Here is a 22,673-nt window from a genome sequence, read left to right as displayed (position 1 = left end):
TATCGCAGTAATAAGTGGGTAATCCACTTGTTACGTCATATTATCAAGGGATAAACGATGAAAGATATTTTACTCGGCGTCAACGTAGACCACATTGCAACGCTTCGTCAGGCACGTGGCACTAGCTATCCTGATCCAGCACATGCAGCTGCAGTAGCTGAGCACGCAGGTGCCGACGGCATTACTATTCACTTACGTGAAGACCGTCGCCATATTCAAGATCGCGATGTTTACGTGATGGCAAAAACCATCCAAACACGTATGAATCTAGAAATCGCAGTAACTGACGAAATGCTCGACATCGCTTGCGAAGTTAAACCTGAATATGTTTGCCTAGTGCCAGAAAAGCGCGAAGAATTAACCACGGAAGGTGGCTTAGACGTTGCGGGTAATCTAGATAGAATCACAGCGGCAACTCAGCGCCTAGCTGATGCAGGTATTAAAGTAAGCTTGTTCATCGACGCGGATAAAAAGCAGCTAGATGCTGCAAAGCAAAGTGGTGCGCCTTACATTGAGATCCACACAGGTGCTTATGCTGATGCTGAGAATGAGACCGAAATGACCACGGAGCTTGAACGCATTCGTGAAGGCGTTAAGTATGCTCATGGCCTAGGCCTTATCGTCAACGCCGGCCATGGTTTGCATTACCATAATGTTAAACCGATTGCACAAATGCCAGAAATCTACGAACTGAACATTGGTCATGCCATTGTTGCTCGAGCGGCAATTGATGGACTGGAAAAGGCAGTACGAGATATGAAGCGTTTGATGTTAGAGGCGAGACAAGCATAACGCTTAGTGGTAAAGGAAACGAAAGGGCTGTGCAGCCCTTTCTTTTTGCCTTGTAATCAGGCTAATACAATTGGTATCAAAATGAAAAAAATGGTGTTGGTCTTTGCAAGTTGTGCCCTTGCACCACAACTTAGCGAAGCGACAGAGAACAACGAATTTGAAATCATCACTACTACGGCATCTAGATTGGCTGAGACGGCAGGAGAGCGCCCTGTAAGCCTCTCTTCGCTCACAGAAGCTCAATTAGATGACATAGGTGTCACACATATCGAAAAGGCGTTGAGGCTCGTTGCTGGCGCAAATATACAGCATGGTAATGGTCAAGAGTATCTGCCTGCATTGCGTTCACAAGTGCTCTCTGGTGCAGGCGCATGTGGCGGCATTTTAATGGCTGAAGATGGTATTGCACTCAGAGCCGCAGGCTTTTGTAATATTAATGAACTCTTTGAATCGCATTTTGAAGCCGCTGAGCGTATAGAAGTGCTAAAAGGACCAAACAGCGTATTGTATGGCTCCAATGCGGTGCATGGAGTGGTTAATGTGATTACTTCAAACAGCATTCAAAAGACACCTAGGGTAGCATTAGATATCGGCTCCTATGGTTATAGCCGAGCTCGGATGCAAGCTGGTGATAAAGCCCTTGGCTTGGGTGCTGCGTTAACCCTCACAAAAGATACGGGTTATCGTGACGACGAAAGCGTCGAGCAACAAAAGTTGAGCATCAAACACCAATATGAAGGTGAGAAGTTTGGTGTCGTATCTGGAATGACATACACCCACTTAGATCAGCAAACTGCAGGTTATGTAACAGGAGTGGACAGCTATAAAAATAAGCAATTGGCAAAGCAAAACGAAAACCCTGAAGCATTTAGAAAGGCAGAGTCATTTAGAGCTTGGACAGAAATAACGGGGCACTTTGATGAAAGCAACGCCGTGCTGATAAAACCTTATGTCCGCTGGCAAGAGATGGAATTTGTTAAGCATTTCTTGCCGGGTAAGCCGTTTGAAGAAAATGGTCAAACTGGTGTGGGGCTGCAAACGCTTATACACACTGAATTAAGTGACTCAATACAACTAGATTGGGGAATGGATGCGGAATATACCCAAGGCGAAATGTTGCAGTATCAGCCTACGCCGACTGAAGGCTCTGCATTTTTACGCTCAACTATTCCTACAGGAAAACACTACGACTATGAAGTAGATGCAAGGCAATTCGCGCCTTTTGCAAATCTCAGTTGGCGACAGGGTAACTGGTTAGTTGAACTGGGCGGTCGTTTTGAGTCAATGAAGTACGATTATCGCAACTTTTTACCTAATGGGCGCACCAAAGAAGATGGTTCGGAGTGTGTAATGGGCGGGTGTCGTTATAGTCGCCCAGCCAGTGGTAAAGATAGCTTTGCTCATTTTTCACCAAAATTTGGTTTAAGCTACGCGTTTACTGAACTGCATATTGCCTATGCTAACGTGTCCAAAGGCTATCGAGCACCACAAACTGCTGAGCTTTACCAATTGCAGCGAGAGCAGCTAAAAGCATCGCTAGAGGAAGAAAAGGCGGACAATATTGAACTTGGCCTAAAGGGGAGTGCAGATAGCCTTGACTATCAGGTCGCGATTTATGACATGGAAAAAGAAAATTTGATCTTCCGAGATAGTGACTTTTTCTATATCAACGATGGTCGCTCAAGACACCGAGGTGTGGAGTTGGAGCTGAGTTATTCATTTTCAGCACATTGGCAACTAGATCTCGCCGCAACGCGTGCCAAGCATACCTATGAACAAGATAATATTCTTGGTGGCATCAATATTAACGGCAACGATCTAGATTCAGCACCAAGGAACGTCATTAACGCCCAATTACGCTGGCAAGCACTGGATAATCTCAGTTGGTCTTTGGCTTGGCATCATGTAGGAGAGTATTTTACTGACCCCGAAAATCTTCATCGTTATTCTGGTCACGACTTGCTGAGCTTACGAGGAAAGTGGCAGGTAAATCCGCATTTGGCGTTGACGATGAGAGTGAAAAACCTTACCGACGAACGTTATGCTGAGCGTGCCGATTACACTTCATTTAGTGGTGAAAGGTACTTTCCAGGAAGACCAAGAAACATTCTGGTTTCACTGGACTACCGCTGGTAATACATGAAAAAGGGAGCAGAAAGCTCCCTTTGTGAAACTATCGTGATATTTAGTCGTCTAGCGAGCGAAGTAGTGCATTGATCCCAACTTTTTCGCGGGTTTGCTGATCTACTCTTTTCACAATAATTGCTGCATACAGGCTATGAGAGCCATCTTTGCTTGGTAGTGAACCTGGTACTACCACCGCACCGGCTGGTACGCGACCATAATGGGTTTCGCCTGTTTCACGGTCGTAAATACGAGTACTTTGTGAAATATAGACACCCATGGAGATAACCGCACCTTCTTCAACAATCACACCTTCTACGATTTCAGAACGTGCGCCGATGAAACAGTTATCTTCAATAATCGTTGGATTGGCTTGTAGCGGCTCTAATACGCCGCCAATGCCTACACCGCCAGATAGGTGTACGTTTTTACCGATCTGTGCACACGAGCCCACGGTTGCCCAAGTGTCTACCATAGTGCCTTCGTCGACGTAAGCACCAATATTAACGTAAGACGGCATTAGGACCACGTTCTTACCGACAAAGCTGCCCTGACGCGCTACCGCGTTTGGTACTACGCGCATACCACCTTGTTGGAACTGCTCTGGCGTATAGTCTGAGAATTTTAATGGTACTTTGTCGTAAAACTGGTTAACGCCATCGCTCATTGGTTGGTTGTCACGAATTCTAAAAGACAGGAGTACCGCCTTTTTCAACCATTGATGTACAACCCACTCACCACTAATTTTTTCAGCAACACGTGCTGCACCTGAATCTAGCATTTCCAATGCATTGACAATCGCTTGTTTTACTTCGTCTGATACCGCTGTTGGGGTAATGGTATCGCGGTTTTCCCACGCGGTTTCAATAGTCGTTTTTAAATCAGACATAAATTCCTCGTTAATCTGTTTCAGCATTTAATTTTTTGAGTAGGGCGCGATGAAGCTCAGCTTTTTGTACTTCATCTAGTGCCTTGTAATCTTTGTTTGAGACGACGAAAAAGTCTTCTGCGCGTTCGCCGACGGTTGTAATGCGCGCGGCATGAATATGTAGTGAATAGGCCTGAAATACCTCAGCAATTTTAGTCAGTAACCCCGGAATATCAATGGCCTGAATTTCAATTAGGCTGCGATCGTCGCGTGCATGCGGGCGCAGTATAATTTTAGGTTTGATATTAAAGTCTTTAAACTTCTGTGAGCGGTTTTTCTTAACCCGGATCTTTCTTTTTGGATCTTTCAGTAAAGTTTCCAAGCCTTTTCTGATCCCAGCTGCACGGCCAGTACTGAGTGGGTCGCCATTCACTTCTAAGATAACAAAACTAAAGACAACATAGCCATCTTTTGTGGTCATGACCTGAGCATGCTGGATCTGTGCTTTTTTAGAACCAATTACACTGACCAATTTGGCGAATAACGCAGATTCATAAGGACTGTATACGAATACTTGCGTCCCGCCATGCATGGGCTTGTCAGAGACGATCACGCTTGGCTGACTTAAATCATCAGACTGTAATAAGTGCTCAGTATGCCAAGAGATCTGCTGTTCACTAAAGGCAGTAAAATAATTGGCCTTAAAGCGTGACCAAATAAGGTCAATGTACTCTTCGAAGTAGCCCAAATTAATCAGCCGTTGCTTGGCTTGCCGCTTCTTATCACGGATCTGATCGCGCATATCCATTGGGTTTTCAAGGCCCAAGCGCAATGCCCGTTGAGTATGTAGATATAGCTCGCGTAAGAGGGTGTTTTTCCAGTCGTTCCAGAGGTTGTCGTTGGTGGCACGAATGTCGGCAACCGTTAAGCAATAGAGATAATCTAGTTGACGTTCGTTTTTCACTTTTTGTGCAAATTCAGCAATAACATCGGGGTCATTAATATCTTTACGCTGGGCTGTGACAGACATCAGTAGGTGATTTTGCACCAGCCAAGCTACTAATTTAGCGTCGGATGCGGTAAAGCCGTGCATTTTGGTAAATGCCATGGCGTCAACGGCGCCAAGCTCGGAATGGTCGCCACCTCGGCCTTTGGCAATATCGTGAAAGATCCCCGCTAAGTAAAGTAGCTCGGGCTTGTCCATGCGGGCAACAATTTCAGAACAAATCGGGAATTCACTAATATGCTCTTTATCGAAATAGCGGTAGATGTTATTGATAAGCTTATGGGTATGCTCATCCACTGTGTAGGCGTGAAACAGATCGAACTGCATTTGACCAAAAATATTACGCCACTGCGGTAAATAGGCAGCGATGATCCCGTGTTTGTGCATCAGAGTAAACGCTCGTCCCATGCCGTTGGGGTGTTTCAATAACCTTAAAAAAGCGTCACGACAGCCTGCGTAATCTTGCAAATCGCCTAATAAACGGCGTCTGACTTGGCGCATAGTACGTATGGTACTTGGGTCAATCTGATTGATTTTAGGGTTGTCTGCAATATGTTCAAAGAGGACAAACAAATTCTCTCGACGGAAAAAGACCGAGGGGTTCTTAACGCGAATTTTATTGCCAATACGCTCAAAGTTTCTGTCGAGAGGCACGGCTTCTTGTTCCAACTGCTCAGGAAGAATACTTTGTTCGAAATAGGAGAGCAGCATCTGGTTCATTTCGCGCACTCGGCTCATGATCCTAAATAAGCGTTTCATCATACGCTCAACTGAAGCTTTACCTTCAGAGCCGAAACCGAGGAGCTCTGCGGCATGTGGTTGATGGTCAAACAGTAAGCGGTTCTCACTGCGACCAGCGGCCAAATGTAGCGCAAAGCGAATGTTCCACAGGTTTTCGATGCACTCTAACAGCTCTTGATATTCTTCATGGGTCAAATAACCGTGATTGATTAACTCTTCCAAAGTTTCAGCGCGGAAGTGCTTTTTAGCGACCCAAAAAATGGTTTGCAGGTCGCGCAGGCCACCGGGGTTTTCTTTAATATTAGGCTCAAGGTTATAGGCGGTACCATGGCATTTTTTATGGCGAATATTCTGCTCATTGACCTTGGCGATAAAAAAGTCACTAGATTGCCAAATTGGGGTTTCAACGATATGCCGTTTGAGGTGTTCATATTCAATATGGTTACCACAAATGAGGCGGCTTTCCAGCAGACTAGTGGCAAAATGAACGTCATTTTGTTTTTGTTCTAGGACTTGTTCATGGGTTCTTACGCTATGACCGATATCTAGACCTAAATCCCATAGATAAGTGACAAAACGCTCTAAACTGCTGGTCACTTTTTCACAGGGAACGGATTTGGTCAGCACCAAAAAATCGATATCAGAGAACGGGTGTAACTCACCACGGCCGTAACCACCAATGGCGATTAACGACAAGTCTGGTTGATGCGCCAGTCCAGTTTCATTAAACAGTTTAATCAACAATCGGTCGATAAATTCAGCGCGAGAGTTAATTAGATTTCTAACGGGTTGCTTGGCAAATTGATTGCTTAACCATTTGTAGAAAAAAGCAAGACAATCACGGTAATCGGTAAGTTCTTGTGCTTCATCAAGAAGCGTCTTCACTTTGTTCGGTAATGCCACTTAGGATCCTGTGTCATGCGCGCAAAAACAGTAGAGTCCTGTTTTACACTAAATAAATAAGAATTGCGAGTGACGGGGAGGTGAAGGGTCAAGGATTGGGCAACTAGCATCGCGTGTAACTGATATCTAAACACAAGGGGGTTGTAACCGCTGTAGCGTGAGTTGTGCAATAAAAAAGCCAGCAATCTGGCTGGCTTTGATAAATGCTTTTTGCAATTAAGCTGAATGCGTAATAACGCGGTCTATCGTTTCGTTATTGCGCAGCGTTAAAATCTCAACGCCATTATCTGTGACAAGCAGCGTGTGTTCCCACTGCGCCGAAAGACTACGGTCTTTGGTAACGACAGTCCAATCATCTTTTAGTAGCTTACATTGGCGCTTACCTGCGTTAACCATAGGCTCGATAGTTAAACACATACCGGCTTTAAGTACCTCGCCAGTACCTGGTTTGCCGTAGTGCATTACTTGTGGCTCTTCATGGAATTCTTTACCAATGCCGTGACCACAATATTCACGCACGATAGAGTAGTTAAAGCCTTCTGCATACTTTTGAATTGCAGCGCCAATATCGCCCAAACGCACGCCCGGCTTTACCATTTTTATCGCAAGGTACAGGCTCTCTTGCGTGATTTCGCTTAAGCGCTTACCTTGGATAGTTGGTGTACCGACGTAAAACATTTTTGACGTATCACCATGATAACCATCTTTGATCACAGTGATGTCGATATTGATAATGTCGCCTTCTTTTAGCGGTTTATCGTTTGGGATACCGTGACAGATAACGTGGTTAACTGAGGTACAAATAGACTTCGGAAAGCCGTGATAATTTAGCGGTGCAGGAACAGCACCTTGCTCATCAACAATGTAGTTGTGACAAATGGTGTTTAATTCGTCGGTGGTCACCCCTGGCTTAACATACGGCTCGATCATTTCCAGTACTTCCGCGGCTAAACGCCCGGCAACACGCATTTTTTCGATTTCTTCAGGGGTTTTGATCACAGCACTCATTTAGACTCCAAGTCAATTTAGATGAACATTTATTATGCACAAATTTTACGCATAAGATTGAGTTAATTCTTTATATATGGTATAAAGCGCGCCGTCTTTTTACAAATAATTCTTCCTCACACGATGAGAGTGAATGTTTGTAGTTAAGACAACACACTTATTAATATTAACACACACACATATCGACACATACACTTGGGTGCATGCAGTTATAAAAACTTCGTGTTGGTGCTATGGGATATGTGGAGGCCTAACCCTAACTTTTAGAGGAAAAATACAATGGCAAACGTTTCAATGCGCGATATGCTTCAAGCTGGTGTTCACTTCGGTCACCAAGCACGTTACTGGAACCCTAAGATGAAGCCGTTCATCTTCGGTGCACGTAACCGCGTTCATATCATCAACCTAGAAAAAACTGTTCCTATGTTCAACGATGCACTTAAGTTCTTACAGAACGTAGCATCTAACAAAGGCAAAATCCTTTTCGTAGGTACTAAGCGCGCTGCAAGCGAAGCAGTTAAAGAAGCGGCTATCCAAAGTGAGCAGTTCTACGTAAATCACCGTTGGTTAGGTGGTATGTTGACTAACTGGAAAACAGTTCGTCAATCAATCAAGCGTCTTAAAGAGCTTGAGACTCAAAGCCAAGACGGTACTTTCGAGAAGCTTACTAAGAAAGAAGCGCTAATGCTTACTCGTGAAATGCAAAAGCTTGAAAAAGGCCTTGGCGGTATCAAAGATATGGGCGGTCTTCCAGACGCTATCTTCGTTATCGACGCTGACCACGAGCACATCGCTATCCGTGAAGCTAACAACCTAGGTATCCCAGTAGTATCTGTTGTTGATACTAACTCAAACCCAGATGGTGTTGATTTCATCATCCCAGGTAACGACGACGCTATCCGTGCAATCCAGCTATACACTGGTGCAGTAGCGACTGCTATCACTGAAGGTCGTGAAAGCAACATCGTTGCTCAAGCAGAAAACGACGACTTCGTTGAAGCTGAGTAATTACCTGATTAGGTATTAGCTGTCATCAAGTCTTCATCAAATTATTGGTGAAGACTTGATATTCTTTATAAGCGATTAACTGCTTATCCCGTTGTTTGCCAAGCAGACCTTGAAAGATAACGGATTTTTATCAAATTGAGGCGAGCTGTACTTGATTTGATATTCAGCCAACCTAAGGTTGGTTTTATCAAGAACTGAATTCAGATTTGAGGATATTCTAATGGCTGTAACTGCTGCCCTAGTAAAAGAACTTCGTGAGCGCACTGGCGCTGGCATGATGGATTGTAAAAAAGCACTGACAGAAACTGGCGGTGATATCGATCAAGCAATCGAAAACATGCGTAAAAGTGGTGCTGCTAAAGCTGCTAAAAAAGCAGGCAACATCGCCGCTGAAGGTACAATCATCATCAAGCAAGGCGAAGGTTTTGCTGCACTAGTAGAAGTTAACTGTCAAACTGACTTCGTAGCAAAAGATGCAAGCTTCCTTGCATTTGCTAACGAAATTGCTGACGCAGCTGTAGCTGAGCAACTAACTATCGAAGACTTACAAGCTAAGTTTGAAGAGACTCGTGTTGCACTAGTAGCTAAAATCGGTGAGAACATGAACATCCGTCGTGTTTCTTACATCCAAGGTGACAAGCTAGTTGCTTACCGTCACGGCGAGCGTATCGGTGTTGTTGTAGCTGGTGATGCTGACGAAGAAACACTTAAGCACGTTGCAATGCACGTTGCTGCTTCTAAGCCAGACTACCTAAACCCAGAAGACGTACCTGCTGAAGTAGTTGAAAAAGAAAAAGCGGTTCAAGTTGAAATCGCAATGAACGAAGGTAAGCCAGCTGAAATCGCTGAGAAGATGGTTGTTGGTCGTATGAAGAAGTTCACTGGTGAGATCTCTCTTACTGGTCAAGCTTTCATCATGGAACCTAAGAAATCAGTAGGTGACTACCTTAAAGAGAAGAATGCATCTGTTTCTTCATTCGTTCGCCTAGAAGTAGGTGAAGGTATCGAGAAGAAAGAAGAAGACTTCGCAGCAGAAGTTGCAGCACAAATCGCTGCAGCAAAAGGCCAGTAATCACTTATTGTGATGCCTAATGACGTAAAAGCTGACATTAGCTTTGCGTCATTGCTGAAAATTCTCTAAAATAACCGCGCATTTATGTCTAGCATAAGCGCGGTTATTTTTTACCTCACTTTTAATTGGCCCGGATATTATGACTATCAATAAAAAACCTGTTTTTAGACGCGTTCTTTTAAAGCTTAGTGGTGAAGCTTTAATGGGAGATGAAGGCTTTGGTATCGATCCAAAAGTATTGGATCGTATGGCACAAGAAATCAAAGAGTTAGTAGAGCTCGACGTAGAAGTGGGTTTGGTTATCGGTGGCGGTAACTTCTTACGTGGTGGTTCACTTGCAGAAGCGGGCATGAACCGAGTTGTGGGCGACCACATGGGCATGCTAGCGACCGTCATGAATGGCCTTGCGATGCGTGATGCGCTGCACCGTGCTTTTGTAAACGCACGTTTGATGTCTGCTATCCCGCTAAATGGCGTGTGTGATGCTTACAATTGGGCGGAAGCAATTAGCCTATTAAAATCTGGCCGTGTTGTTATTTTCTCTGCAGGTACGGGCAACCCATTCTTTACCACGGACTCAGCAGCATGTTTGCGCGGTATCGAGATTGAAGCGGATACCGTGATTAAAGCCACTAAGGTTGAAGGGGTATTTAGTGACGATCCGGTGAAAAACCCAGATGCTACGCTATACCGCACGTTGACTTACAACGAAGTTATCGACAAAGAATTGAAAGTGATGGATTTAGCTGCATTTACATTGGCACGTGACCACAATATGCCAATCAGCGTATTCAACATGAATAAACCGGGTGCATTGAAAAATGTCATCATGGGTGAAGAGGAAGGTACCCTTATCTCTTCTCAAGCAGCAGAATAATCTGACGACTATTTCAGCAACTCGTAGTTAAGTAGCGAATCTCTAAATTGCGAGTATAATCTGGCATAACAAGAACAGACTAGGAAAGTATTGTGATCGAAGATATTAAAAAAGACGCTCAAGAGCGCATGAAAAAAAGTGTGGCTGCGCTTGGAAGCCAGCTTTCTAAAATCCGCACAGGTCGTGCACACCCTGCGCTACTAGATGGTATTTCTGTTTCTTACTACGGTGCAGATACACCGCTAAACCAAGTAGCAAACGTAACGACGGAAGACTCTCGTACACTTGCTATCAGCGTATTCGACAAATCGCTTGCACAGGCGGTTGAAAAAGCAATCATGTCTTCTGACTTAGGTTTAAACCCAATGTCTGCAGGTACTGTGATCCGTGTTCCACTTCCTCCACTAACTGAAGAGCGTCGTAAAGATCTCATCAAGATCGTACGTGGTGAAGTTGAAGGTGGTCGTGTTGCAGTACGTAACATTCGCCGTGATGCAAATGGTGATATTAAATCATTGCTAAAAGACAAAGAAATTTCTGAAGACGAAGCGCGTCAAGCTGAAGATGATATCCAAAAATTGACTGACAAGTTCATCAAAGAAATGGATACACAACTAAGTGCGAAAGAAGCAGAGTTGATGGAAATCTAAATGTCTATGTCCTAGCGTTTATGTTTACGCACTGTTTACGTATTGCAGAAAATTCTGCTTTGTTTCTGAGCAGTTAGCGTTTTTTGGGCTGGGTACACTGACAAATTTATTAGGTTTGAAGCGCCGCCTAGGGTATACTAGGCGGCGTTTTTTTTCACTTAAATTGGAATTATGGTTTTAGAAGCAGAGGTTATTTCGCAGCAATCATTGCCAAAACATGTTGCGATAATAATGGATGGCAACGGTCGTTGGGCTCAAGCTCGCAGGCGTCCTCGCGCCTTCGGACACAAGAAGGGCGTCGATTCGGTTCGCAGTGCTGTACAATTCTGTTCCAAGTTAGGTATAGAGTCTCTGACGCTATTTGCCTTTAGTAGTGAAAACTGGCGTAGGCCAGAAGATGAAGTCAGCACGTTAATGGAATTATTTATTTATGTGCTGTCTAAAGAAGTTAAAAAATTACATAAGAACAACGTAAAGCTAACCATTATTGGCGATCTTTCTCGTTTTCCTGACAGCCTCCAAAAGCGTGTTCATGAAGCTCAAACATTGACCCAGGACAATACAGGGCTTAACTTAAACATTGCAGCAAATTACGGTGGACGTTGGGATATCACACAGGCAGCACAACACCTCGCAAAACAAGTTGCAGCAGGTGAATTGCAACCAAGTGATATAACCGAAGATGCCTTGACAGAGCAGATGACGATGGCCGATCAAGCGAATCTCGACTTGCTGATCAGAACGGGAGGCGACTTCCGCATCAGTAACTTCTTGCTATGGCAAGCTGCGTATGCCGAACTCTATTTTACCGACACGCTTTGGCCTGATTTTGACGAGCAAGCATTCTCTGAAGCCATTGCTTGTTACGTGTCTAGAGAGCGACGCTTCGGATGCACAGGAGAGCAGATAAAGCAGCTCCTCGCAGAGAAAGACGCAACAAGTTAAGGGTTCAAATTTGTTAAAACAACGTATTCTAACGTCAGCGGTGCTTGCACCTCTGGCTCTACTTTTGGTGTTTTATACACCGCTGGCAATGTTTAGTACGATTGCCGCACTAATCGTTTTGCTTGGTGCATGGGAATGGTCGGCGCTTGCGGGCCTTTGTCAAAAGCGTCAGCGTTTTACTTTCGTTGGCGTTATGGCGGTGTTAATTCTGTTGCTTAACACCCATTGGCCAATACAGGATTTATGGCAGCAAGGGCGCTTAGTCGCTGATGCCAATTATGTATTTACGCTCGCTTTTGCGTGGTGGTTGGTCGCTACTTTCTTGGTGGTGAAATACCCACGAGCAGCTCGTGCTTGGAATGAAGGGATCATGATGCGCTCCATCGCCGGTGTACTGACGCTAGTCCCGCTGTGGCTGGCGTTAAACGTGATGCGTAGTGCAGGATACGAAGATGGCGAGCACATAGGCTCAGTCCTTATCATGGTGGTATTGGGCATAGTGTGGAGCGCGGACATTGGCGCTTACTTCGCTGGAAAGAATTTAGGTAAGCATAAGCTCATGCCTAAAGTGAGTCCTAATAAAACGATTGAAGGTCTAGTCGGTGGCGTGATCACCGCGGTTGTTTTTGTGTTAGTGTTTTGTCACTTCGCCGCAATTGATCTCAACATGTGGCCAATTTACGCTGCAATGACCATTATTATCGCGCTATTTTCTGCCGTTGGTGATTTGCTTGAAAGTATGTTTAAGCGCGAAGTAGGTCTTAAAGATTCAGGCCGTTGTTTGCCAGGTCACGGCGGTATCCTAGATCGCATTGATAGCTTAACGGCTGCAGCACCCATTTTTGCTTTTTGCTACGCTTGGACGGTTGTGCTATGAGCGAGCAAAACTTGGTAGTACTGGGAGCGACAGGCTCTATTGGACTATCAACCTTAGACGTCGTTAGCCGCAATAAAGAACAATATCGTGTATTTGCCTTAGTCGCAGGGCAAAACGCGGAAAAGATGGCTGAGCTTTGTTTACGTCATCAGCCTAAATACGCGGTTATGAGCTCTGAGCACGCAGCTCGGCAACTTTCTCAACGTTTGAGGGGCACTACTACCACCGAAGTACTCCATGGCGTTGAAGCAATGGCTGAGATGGCTCGCCATGTGGATGTGGATATCGTGATGTCCGCAATCGTTGGTGCAGCAGGGTTGTTACCGACACTAGCGGCAGTCGAAGCGGGTAAAAAAGTGCTGCTGGCGAACAAAGAGTCGTTAGTAATGAGTGGCCAGCTGTTTATGGATAAAGTAAAAGCGCATGGTGCGACTTTACTCCCTATCGACAGTGAACATAATGCTATTTATCAGTGCCTACCAGCGACCATTCAAACGGGACAATCTTCAAACCTAAGTCACAGCGGTGTTAGTAAGATTTTATTAACCGGTTCTGGTGGACCTTTCTTGCAGCGTTCATTGGCTACCTTAACTTCAGTAACAGTCGAAGAAGCGGTTGCGCATCCTAATTGGTCCATGGGCAGAAAAATCTCTGTCGACTCTGCGACCATGATGAATAAAGGGCTTGAGTTTATTGAGGCTAAGTGGCTATTTAATTGCTCAGCTGACGATATTGAAGTGGTGATCCACCCACAAAGTATGATCCACTCTATGGTGCAGTATCGCGACGGCTCGGTGTTGGCACAAATGGGGCAGCCAGACATGCGAACGCCGATTGCGTATGGGCTTGCCTACCCAGAAAGAATCGACGCGGGCGTTGAACCATTAGACTTTTCTCAGATTGTCGATTTCACTTTTACCAAACCAGATTTTAACCGTTATCCCAACCTCAAATTAGCGATTGACGCATGTCGTAGTGGTCAGGCAGCAACAACAACAGTGAATGCTGCAAATGAAATCGCCGTTGCGGCATTTTTAGAGGGTAAGATAGGGTTTTGCGATATCTATCGAGTCAATGCCTTAACGCTTGAGCAAAGTGAGCTAAGCGTATTAGAATCCGTTGAGTCTATTATGGAAACAGACCGAGCGGCACGCCACCGAGCGCAGCAAATTATCGCCACATTGAGGTAACCATGTTTGAATTTTTCTGGCACTTAGGCTCATTTATTCTTGCTTTAGGGATTTTAGTTACCGTTCATGAATATGGCCATTTTTGGGTAGCCAGAAAAGCTGGCGTTAAGGTCTTACGTTTTTCTATTGGTTTTGGTAAGCCTTTAGTCAAGTGGTATGACAAACATCAAACCGAATACGTTATCGCCGCAATTCCACTTGGCGGCTATGTCAAAATGCTCGATGAACGCGTTGACGATGTGCCAGAGCCGGAGCGTCACCTCGCCTTCAATAATAAGCCAGTACTTTCTCGTATTGCTGTGGTAGCTGCGGGCCCCATTGCGAACTTTTTGTTTGCCATTGTCGCGTTAGCGGCAATGTATATGGTAGGGGTTCAATCAGTAAAACCCGTCGTTGGTGGTGTGACACCAACCAGTATCGCAGCGGATGCTGGATTTCAATCAGGCGACCATATCATTGCACTGAATGATGAGTTAGTGCACTCATGGCAAGACGTCACATTCGAATTGATGGCGCATCTAGGTGAACCATCTCTGGTTGCCAAAGTACAAGATGAAAAAGGTAGTTTGGCGATTCGCACGCTACGTTTGAGCGATTGGAAACTGGAAAAGCAAGATGAAGCGCCACTGACCTCAGTCGGCATTACGCCATATAGGCCGCCGCTGACGCTGCAGCTCGGTTATATCGAAGAAGGTGCAGCTGCCGACAAAGGTGGCTTACAAGTAGAAGACACGCTGGTTGCGATAAATGGTGACAAATTGGCATCGTGGCAACAGCTGGTGAGCCGAGTTCAAAAATCTGCAAATCAAGCCATAAGCATTGATATTCTGCGCGATGGTCAGCCACAAACCCTAACGGTAACACCTCAGGCAAAAACTTCACCAGAAGGTGTTGTACAAGGCTACTTGGGCGTTGTGCCTGTGATGGAAAAATGGCCAAATGGTTATATTGAAACTAGACAATACGGCATCCTAGATAGTATGGTGCTTGGCATTCGTAAAACTTACGACTTGATTGCCTTAAGTTTCGACATGATCGGCAACTTAATCACGGGCCAAGTCTCGGTAAAAAACTTAAGCGGGCCTGTGGGGATCGCGGTTAGTGCCGGAAATAGTGTTAGTTACGGATTAGTTGCATTTTTAGGCTTCTTAGCGCTTATCAGCGTGAATTTAGGAGTTTTTAACTTATTACCGCTCCCTGTCCTAGATGGTGGGCATTTAATGTATTACTTAATTGAACTAATTCGCAGAAAACCAGTCTCTGAAAAGACACAAGAGTTTGGGTTTAAGATTGGAGCAGCGCTTCTTCTTGCCTTAACGTTTTTTGCACTATTTAATGATGTTTCTCGGCTTTAAGCCGTGCGGTGCTAAAAAGCGCACATTATATGCAGTTTAAATGTTTGCATTTTTGTTCAAGCATACAACGGATAACATAATACAAAAGCTGTAACGTTTGAATGTTGTGATGTAATGGGCCTTAGCGTATCGCGCCAAAATTGTTGTAAAGGATAAAGATAATAAAATGCCTATAAAAAAACACATTGCAGTAACCAGTTTACTGGGCGCTAGTTTTGCTGCCTTAGGGCAAAACTCCTTTATCGTAGAAGATTTAAAAGTAGAAGGGCTGCAGCGCGTTGCACTAGGTGCTGCATTGACACATATTCCGATCAACGTTGGTGACAATGTCGATCAGTTTACTATTTCACGCACAATCAAGGCGTTGTATAAGTCTGGCCACTTTGACAACATTGCGGTATTCCGTGATGGTAATCAGATTATTTTTAAGGTTAAAGAACGTCCAACTATCAGCTCAATCGAATTTGATGGCAACAAAGACATCAAAGACGAGCAGCTAAACGAGAGTTTAGAGCAGCAAAATATTCGCCAAGGTGAGCCGCTAGACAGAACGGTACTCGATAGTATCGAAAAAGGCTTAACGGAATTCTTCCACAGTATTGGTAAATACAACGCTAAGGTTGAGGTGAGCATTGTTGAATTGCCACGTAACCGTGTGAAGCTGATGCTGAAGTTTGAAGAGGGTGATGCTGCTTCTGTACGTCAAATTAACCTTGTTGGTAATGAGCTGTTCTCGGACGAAGAACTTCTTAACCTAATTGAATCTCAGCAGGACTTGCCTTGGTGGCGCTTCCTCTCTAATGATCGTTATCAAAAACAAACCATTGAAGGCGATTTAGAAAAGATCCGCAGTTTTTACCTAGACCGTGGTTATTTACGTTTTAACATCGATTCAACGCAGGTTTCAGTAAGCCCAGAACGTGAATCAGTTTATGTTACGGCGAACATCACCGAAGGTGAAAAATATACCGTTAAAGGGTTTGATTTCATTGGTGACTTATTAGGTCGTGAAGACTTAATTAAAGGTATCGTGCCACTTCGCGCTGGTGAGCTTTACAACGGCTCAGTTGTAACGGCAACTGAAGACTTCATTAAGAGTTATTTGGCGCGTTTTGGTTACGCCAATGCTGAAGTACGAACTGTTCCAGAAATCGATGATGAAAACAAAGAAGTACAATTAACACTATCTGTTGATCCTGGAAAGCGCGTATATGTACGTCGTATCGTGGTGAACGGTAACCAAAATACAGCAGACGAGGTATTACGTCGTGAAATGACGCAGCTTGAAGGTGCGTGGTTGTCTAACCAAAACCTAGAGCGTTCAAAGCTTCAAATTCAACGTTTGCCATATATGGAATCGGTAGAGTTTGAAGTTAAGCCAATTCCTGGTGTTGAAGATCAGGTTGATGTTGACTTTAAAGTAAAAGAACAGCCAGCAGGTAGTTTCCAAGCGGGTGTTGCTTATGGTTCTTATGCGGGCCTTCAGTTTAACATCGGTGTCAGTGAGTCAAACTTCCTAGGATCTGGTAACCAAGTTGCTTTCAATATCAACACTTCGCGTGGTTCAGAGCGTTATAGTGTGTCTTATACCGATCCTTACTTTACGCCTGATGGCGTGTCGCAAGGCAGCAGTATCTTCTATAGTAAGTTCGATGCGAGTGAGTTTGGGATTGTAGATTACAAATCGACGAGCTATGGTATCGGCACTAACTTTGGTTTCCCAATCAATGCGATTAACCGCGTTAACTTTGGTATTCGTTGGATTGAAGAAAGCCTTTCGCAAATTTCAGACTTTGAGCAAACACGAGTACTTCGTGAAAGCTTCTTAAACGAAAGCGATCCAAATGCCGATTATGACTTTACTAAATATGAGTTAAGTGCAGGTTGGTCACGTGTAACGGTTAACCGTGGTATGTTCCCAACAGCAGGTTCTCGTCAAAGCTTGAACTTAAGTATTACTACACCAAACTCAGATCTTAATTTCTTCAAGATCAATTACGATTCACGTTTTTACTGGCCAATCAGTAATGACCATCGTTGGGTATTCTCAGCGAGAGCGGGTTTAGGCTATGGTAATGGTTATGGCGAGACTAATGGCTTTGAGCAAGTGTTGCCATTCCAAGAGTTCTTCCGTATTTCAGAGCAAGAACTACGTGGCTTTGATCGAAACACGATTCTACCTCGAGCGGTACAGCGTGCGCCTAAGTGTATTCCGGGCACACCTAAACCAGATGGTACATCAGGTAGCTGTATTGGCGGCGATCAGCAATTTGATACGCTAAATCTAGGTGGTCGTATCGGTGGTAACGCAAAAGCACTAGCAGGTCTTGAGCTTATCGTACCAACGCCATTCCTAGACGAAGAAAACACGAGCTCAGTAAGAACGAGTTTCTTCGTCGATGCGGCAAACGTTTGGGATACTGAGTTTGATGTAGACCGTTATAACAACTTGCCAGAAGATCAATACAATCTACTTTCTGATTTCTCTGATCCATCAAGGTTCAGAGTATCAACGGGTTTATCGATTCAGTGGATCTCGCCTATGGGACCTATGCTGATCAGTTTCGCTTACCCACTCAAAAAAGAAGAAGAAGACGATACGAAGACGATCAGCTTCAATATCAGTAATACATTCTAAGGAGTTTTATTGTGAAAAAATTTATTAAATCATCAACACTAGCCATGACTGCAGCACTAATGATGGGTGCTTCAGGTAGCGCATTTGCACACAAAGTCGGCATCGTAGACATGCAGGAAGTGTACAAGCAAATTCCACAAATGGCGAAAATTGAACAGACACTACAAGCTGAGTTCGCTGAGCGTCGTCAAGAACTTGAAAAAATTCAAGGTGACATTCGTTTCGAAGCTGAAAAATTTAAGCGCGAAGCAACGACAATGAGTGAAGAGCAAAAAGAAGCGCTTCGTGAAAAGATCCAAGGCATGCAAAAGACACTTGCTGAAAAAGGTCGTCCACTAGAACAAGAAATTAAAGTTCGTCAAAACCAAGAGCTTGCTAAAGTACAAAAGCTAATCGTAGATGCGATCGAGTCTGTTGCTAAAAAAGGTAAGTTTGACGAAGTTAAAGTAAAAGATACGACAATTTACTTCAATCCTGATAAAGTAGCCGACCTTTCTGAAGACGTGGTAAAAGCGGTTAGCAATAAGTAATGACAAAACTTCACACCTTATCTCAACTTGCTGAGTATCTAGGTGCTCAGCTGCAAGGTGATGGCGATAAATCAATTCGAAATATCGCCACTCTCGCACAGGCAAAAGACGACCAAATCGCGTTTTTAGCCAACAGCAAATACCGTGGTCAGCTTGAAAGCACGACTGCGGGAGCCGTGATCTTGAGTGAAAAAGACGCGGATTATTTTGCGGGTAATAAACTCATTATCGCAGATCCTTATGTAGCCTATGCAAAACTTGCACAGAAGTTAGACTCAACACCTAGCGCAGCATCAGGGATTCATCGAACAGCAGTTATCTCTGATACCGCAACACTTGGTGCAAACGTCAGTGTGGGCGCGAACGCTGTAATTGAAGATGGCGCTGTGATTGGTGATGATGTTGAGATAGGGCCAGGCTGTTTCATTGGAAAACATGCCAAAATAGGCGCAAAGACTAAACTCTGGGCAAACGTAACCGTCTATCATGAAGTACAGATAGGCGAACAATGTCTATTCCAGTCAGGTGCCGTAATAGGAAGTGATGGTTTTGGCTACGCCAACGAGAAAGGCGAGTGGGTTAAAATCCCTCAAGTTGGCACCGTAATTATTGGCGACCGTGTCGAAGTTGGCGCGAGTACTTCTATTGATAGAGGTGCGCTAGAAGACACCATTATTCATAGCAACGTCATTTTAGATAACCAGATCCAAATTGCCCATAACGTTGAAGTTGGTTACGGTACAGCCATCGCAGGCTGCACGGTACTGGCGGGCAGTGTCAAAATCGGCAAGTACTGCCAAATTGGTGGCATGACAGCAATCAATGGTCACAACGAAATTTGTGATGGGGTTGTCATTACTGGTATGAGCATGGTTACTAAAGGAATTACTGAGCCAGGGATCTATTCTTCTGGTTTACCTCACCAAACGAATAAAGAGTGGCGTAAGTCTATTGCACACTTACGCAATTTATCTGACTTTAAGTCGCGCCTGAAGGCACTTGAGCTGCTGACAGCACAGCTTAAAGATACTGATGTAGAATAAGGAAGCTATTTTGGCTAACGAATTAAACAGCTTTGATATACAAGAGATTTTAAAACTTCTTCCGCACCGCTACCCAATGTTGCTTGTTGACAAAGTGGTAGACTTTAAGCCTGGCGAATATCTTCACGCGATTAAAAACGTGACGATTAATGAGCCTATTTTCACGGGTCACTTCCCAGAGCAACCTATTTTCCCAGGTGTGTTGATCCTAGAAGCGATGGCTCAGGCAACAGGTTTACTTGGTTTTAAAACGGTCGAGAATCGCAGCGAGAATGAACTATACTTATTTGCGGCGATTGATAATGCACGTTTCAAACAACCTGTTCTACCGGGTGACACGATGCATTTGCACGTTAAGTTCGAAAAAGAACGCCGTAATATCTGGAAATTCAGTGCTGAAGCTAAAGTAGAAGGCAAGACTGTGTGTTCAGCTGAAATTATGTGTGCTAGAAGAGAGTTTTAATGGCTATTCATCCTACCGCAATTATCGAATCAGGCGCGCGTTTAGGCGAGAATGTTTCTGTAGGCCCTTATAGTTATATTGGCAATGACGTAGTCATTGGTGATAACTGTAAGATTGAATCACATGTTGTGATCAAAGGCCCATCTGAGATAGGTTCAGGCAATCACATTTTCCAATTCGCGTCAGTAGGGGAAGCCTGCCAAGATAAAAAGTACAAGGATGAACCAACTAAGCTAATTATTGGTGATAACAACGTTATTCGTGAGTGTGCGACTATCCATCGTGGCACAATTCAAGACGAAGGGATCACTCGAATTGGTAGCAACAACCTATTTATGGCTTACACTCATGTGGCACATGACGCAGTCATTGGCAGCAATGTGATTTTCGCTAACAATGCAAGTGTAGCCGGACATGTACATATCGGTGACTGGGTTATCCTTGCGGGTAATTCAGGTGTACACCAATTTTGTAAAGTGGGTTCACATGCTTTTATTGGTATGTACTCTGGTGTGAACCAAGACGTGCCGCCATTTGTTACAACGACTGGCACGCCAGCAAGACCTGTTGCAATTAATACTGAAGGCTTAAAGCGTCGCGGCTTTGAGTCTGATGAAATCATGGCAACAAGACGCGCATACAAAACGTTATTCCGTAAGGGGCTGCGTTTAGAAGATGCGTTAGAAGCGCTAAAAGAAGATGCTTCTGAGTTCGCTGCAGTTCAGCAAATGATTGATTTTATTGCGACTTCTAATCGTGGTTTGATCCGCTAAACTTGAACCGCAATACAGGTTATACTTACGCCATACATTTTGTATGGCGTTTTTTTATACTGAAAAATAACAATGGCTAACGAAAAAAATATCACCATTGGCGTGGTCGCAGGAGAGTTATCGGGCGATATACTCGGTGCAGGCCTCATAAACGCGCTAAAACTTCATTACCCCAATGCCAATTTTGTCGGGATAGGTGGTCCTAAAATGCAACAAGCTGGTTGTAAAAGCCTGTTTGACATGGATGAACTGGCTGTCATGGGATTAGTCGAAGTGCTTGGTCGCTTACCTCGCTTGCTAAAAATTAAAAAGCAGTTGGTGAACTACTTTATTGATAATCCTCCTGATGTATTCATCGGTATCGATGCGCCGGATTTTAATTTGCGTGTTGAAAAACCGTTGAAAGCGGCAGGAATTAAAACCATTCAATATGTAAGCCCGAGTGTGTGGGCGTGGCGTCAAAAACGCATCCATAAGATTGCTGAAGCGACTAACTTAGTGCTGTCTTTGCTGCCATTCGAAAAAGCCTTTTATGATAAACATGAAGTGCCTTGTACATTTGTGGGTCATACGCTAGCGGATGAAATTCCACTTGAGCCGGACACTGCAGGTGCACGTGCTCAGCTGAACTTAAGTCAAGATGATACGGTTTTAGCACTGCTTCCTGGTAGCCGGGGCTCTGAAGTTGGCTTATTGAGCCGCACTTACCTTGCGACTGCAAAAAAATTAGTCGATAAAATTCCTAACTTAAAAATAGTCGTGCCTTTGGTAAACGAAAAGCGCAGAGCGCAGTTTTTGGAAGCCTTGCAAGAAGTCGCGCCAGAATTGAACCCAATTATGCTTGACGGTCAGTCAGCACTGGCAATGCAAGCAGCGGATACTGTTTTACTGGCCTCGGGTACAGCCACACTTGAGGCGATGCTATATAAAAAGCCAATGGTGGTAGGGTATAAGTTAAATCCTAAAAGTTATTGGATTTTTAATACCTTTTTTACCTTTAACATCAAATACTTTGCTTTGCCGAATTTATTGGCTGACGCACCACTTGTGCCTGAGTTTTTACAGGCAGAGTGTAATCCTGACGCACTCGCTGATGCACTTTTCCCGATGTTAAAAGGCAATAATAGCAAGCTTGTTAGAAAGTTTTACGAGATACATGAGAACATTCGCCTAAATGCCAGCAAACAAGCGGCTCAGGCTGTAATGGAGTTAATAGATGCAAATTGAACGTCCTGATGTGCAGTATATTGCAGGCGTTGACGAGGTTGGACGTGGCCCGTTGGTGGGTGACGTTGTGACCGCCGCCGTCATTTTAGATCCAACCAAACCAATCGTAGGCTTAACCGACTCGAAAAAACTGTCAGAGAAAAAGCGCATTGCATTGGCAGAAGAAATAAAAGAAAAGGCATTATGTTACTGCATTGCGAGAGCATCAGTTGCAGAAATTGACGATTTGAATATTCTTCACGCAACAATGTTGGCGATGACACGCGCAGTTGAAGGATTGGAAATTCAACCAAATCATGTATTTGTTGATGGAAATCGTTTACCTAAGCTGAGTGTTTCTGCAACTGCAGTTGTAAAAGGGGATAGCCTAGTTGCCGAGATAAGTGCGGCATCCATCTTGGCGAAAGTCACCCGAGACAATGAGATGCTAGCACTCGACGCGGAATATCCTGAGTTTGGTTTTGCAGGCCACAAAGGTTATCCAACCAAAGCCCACTTTGCCGCGCTCGAAGCACATGGTGTTACTCCGCATCATCGTACAAGCTTTAAGCCTGTGCAACGAATTTTGGCCGAGAAGGAGTAA

Annotated in this window: 20 protein-coding genes; 17 read left to right on the top strand and 3 right to left on the bottom strand. The window is 44.3% G+C overall.

Features of this window, described 5'->3' with window-relative positions:
* The first annotated feature begins 57 nt into the window (after positions 1-57).
* Together pdxJ and A587_RS0101030 are read left to right on the top strand one after the other, a co-directional pair.
* Complete coding sequence (gene pdxJ, locus A587_RS0101035) at positions 58-792, top strand: pyridoxine 5'-phosphate synthase (protein WP_017216095.1); 735 nt, start codon at positions 58-60, stop codon at positions 790-792.
* An 81-nt stretch (positions 793-873) separates the two neighbouring features.
* Positions 874-2,928 (top strand): TonB-dependent receptor, encoded by a 2,055-nt coding sequence (locus A587_RS0101030; RefSeq protein WP_017216094.1) that lies wholly within the window; start codon positions 874-876, stop codon positions 2,926-2,928.
* A 49-nt stretch (positions 2,929-2,977) separates the two neighbouring features.
* On the opposite strand, the gene dapD is transcribed toward A587_RS0101030, so the two are convergent.
* From dapD to map, 3 genes are all read right to left on the bottom strand, one after another.
* Entirely contained in the window at positions 2,978-3,805 is an 828-nt protein-coding gene (gene dapD, locus A587_RS0101025; RefSeq protein WP_010371306.1) for a 2,3,4,5-tetrahydropyridine-2,6-dicarboxylate N-succinyltransferase, read from the bottom strand.
* Between the two features lie 10 nt (positions 3,806-3,815).
* Positions 3,816-6,434 (bottom strand): [protein-PII] uridylyltransferase, encoded by a 2,619-nt coding sequence (gene glnD / locus A587_RS0101020; RefSeq protein ID WP_010371310.1) that lies wholly within the window; start codon positions 6,432-6,434, stop codon positions 3,816-3,818.
* A gap of 216 nt (positions 6,435-6,650) precedes the next feature.
* Positions 6,651-7,442, bottom strand: a complete 792-nt coding sequence (map, locus tag A587_RS0101015) for a type I methionyl aminopeptidase (protein WP_017216093.1) — start codon at positions 7,440-7,442, stop codon at positions 6,651-6,653.
* A 279-nt stretch (positions 7,443-7,721) separates the two neighbouring features.
* On the opposite strand from map, the gene rpsB reads away from it, so the two are divergent.
* The 15 genes from rpsB (at position 7,722) to rnhB (ending at position 22,673) form a co-directional block, all read left to right on the top strand.
* On the top strand, positions 7,722-8,450 hold the full coding sequence (gene rpsB / locus A587_RS0101010) for a 30S ribosomal protein S2 (RefSeq protein WP_010371318.1): 729 nt from the start codon (positions 7,722-7,724) through the stop codon (positions 8,448-8,450).
* 220 nt (positions 8,451-8,670) lie between these two features.
* Positions 8,671-9,522, top strand: coding sequence for a translation elongation factor Ts (gene tsf, locus A587_RS0101005; RefSeq protein ID WP_010371321.1), 852 nt, complete (start codon positions 8,671-8,673; stop codon positions 9,520-9,522).
* 139 nt (positions 9,523-9,661) lie between these two features.
* A complete protein-coding gene (pyrH, locus tag A587_RS0101000) occupies positions 9,662-10,399 on the top strand; it encodes a UMP kinase (RefSeq protein WP_010371324.1) in 738 nt (245 codons plus the stop codon).
* 92 nt (positions 10,400-10,491) lie between these two features.
* Entirely contained in the window at positions 10,492-11,049 is a 558-nt protein-coding gene (gene frr / locus A587_RS0100995; RefSeq protein WP_010371327.1) for a ribosome recycling factor, read from the top strand.
* Positions 11,050-11,220: 171 nt separating this feature from the next.
* On the top strand, positions 11,221-11,994 hold the full coding sequence (locus A587_RS0100990) for an isoprenyl transferase (RefSeq protein WP_017216092.1): 774 nt from the start codon (positions 11,221-11,223) through the stop codon (positions 11,992-11,994).
* A gap of 10 nt (positions 11,995-12,004) precedes the next feature.
* Positions 12,005-12,871 carry a phosphatidate cytidylyltransferase gene (locus A587_RS0100985; protein WP_017216091.1) on the top strand — a complete coding sequence of 289 codons (867 nt, stop codon included), beginning with the start codon at positions 12,005-12,007 and terminating at the stop codon, positions 12,869-12,871.
* Positions 12,868-14,061: a 1-deoxy-D-xylulose-5-phosphate reductoisomerase gene (gene ispC / locus A587_RS0100980; RefSeq protein ID WP_017216090.1), complete on the top strand. Its 1,194-nt coding sequence runs from the start codon at positions 12,868-12,870 to the stop codon at positions 14,059-14,061. The genes A587_RS0100985 and ispC overlap by 4 nt, the downstream gene beginning before the upstream one ends.
* A 2-nt stretch (positions 14,062-14,063) precedes the next feature.
* Positions 14,064-15,416 (top strand): sigma E protease regulator RseP, encoded by a 1,353-nt coding sequence (rseP, locus tag A587_RS0100975; protein ID WP_017216089.1) that lies wholly within the window; start codon positions 14,064-14,066, stop codon positions 15,414-15,416.
* Positions 15,417-15,582: 166 nt separating this feature from the next.
* Positions 15,583-18,054 (top strand): outer membrane protein assembly factor BamA, encoded by a 2,472-nt coding sequence (gene bamA, locus A587_RS0100970; RefSeq protein ID WP_017216088.1) that lies wholly within the window; start codon positions 15,583-15,585, stop codon positions 18,052-18,054.
* A gap of 11 nt (positions 18,055-18,065) precedes the next feature.
* On the top strand, positions 18,066-18,584 hold the full coding sequence (locus tag A587_RS0100965) for an OmpH family outer membrane protein (protein ID WP_017216087.1): 519 nt from the start codon (positions 18,066-18,068) through the stop codon (positions 18,582-18,584).
* Positions 18,584-19,627, top strand: coding sequence for a UDP-3-O-(3-hydroxymyristoyl)glucosamine N-acyltransferase (lpxD, locus tag A587_RS0100960; RefSeq protein ID WP_017216086.1), 1,044 nt, complete (start codon positions 18,584-18,586; stop codon positions 19,625-19,627). The genes A587_RS0100965 and lpxD overlap by 1 nt, the downstream gene beginning before the upstream one ends.
* 10 nt (positions 19,628-19,637) lie before the next feature.
* Complete coding sequence (gene fabZ / locus A587_RS0100955) at positions 19,638-20,090, top strand: 3-hydroxyacyl-ACP dehydratase FabZ (RefSeq protein WP_010371351.1); 453 nt, start codon at positions 19,638-19,640, stop codon at positions 20,088-20,090.
* Positions 20,090-20,863, top strand: coding sequence for an acyl-ACP--UDP-N-acetylglucosamine O-acyltransferase (lpxA, locus tag A587_RS0100950; protein WP_017216085.1), 774 nt, complete (start codon positions 20,090-20,092; stop codon positions 20,861-20,863). Before fabZ ends, lpxA begins: the two co-directional genes overlap by 1 nt.
* A gap of 72 nt (positions 20,864-20,935) precedes the next feature.
* A complete protein-coding gene (lpxB, locus tag A587_RS0100945) occupies positions 20,936-22,090 on the top strand; it encodes a lipid-A-disaccharide synthase (protein WP_017216084.1) in 1,155 nt (384 codons plus the stop codon).
* Positions 22,080-22,673, top strand: coding sequence for a ribonuclease HII (gene rnhB / locus A587_RS0100940; protein WP_017216083.1), 594 nt, complete (start codon positions 22,080-22,082; stop codon positions 22,671-22,673). The genes lpxB and rnhB overlap by 11 nt, the downstream gene beginning before the upstream one ends.

This window comes from Pseudoalteromonas sp. NJ631 (assembly GCF_000276645.1).
In the GTDB taxonomy this organism is placed as follows: domain Bacteria; phylum Pseudomonadota; class Gammaproteobacteria; order Enterobacterales; family Alteromonadaceae; genus Pseudoalteromonas; species Pseudoalteromonas piscicida.
Note: the sequence above shows the minus strand (reverse complement) of the source record. Positions and strands in the feature narration are given on the sequence as shown.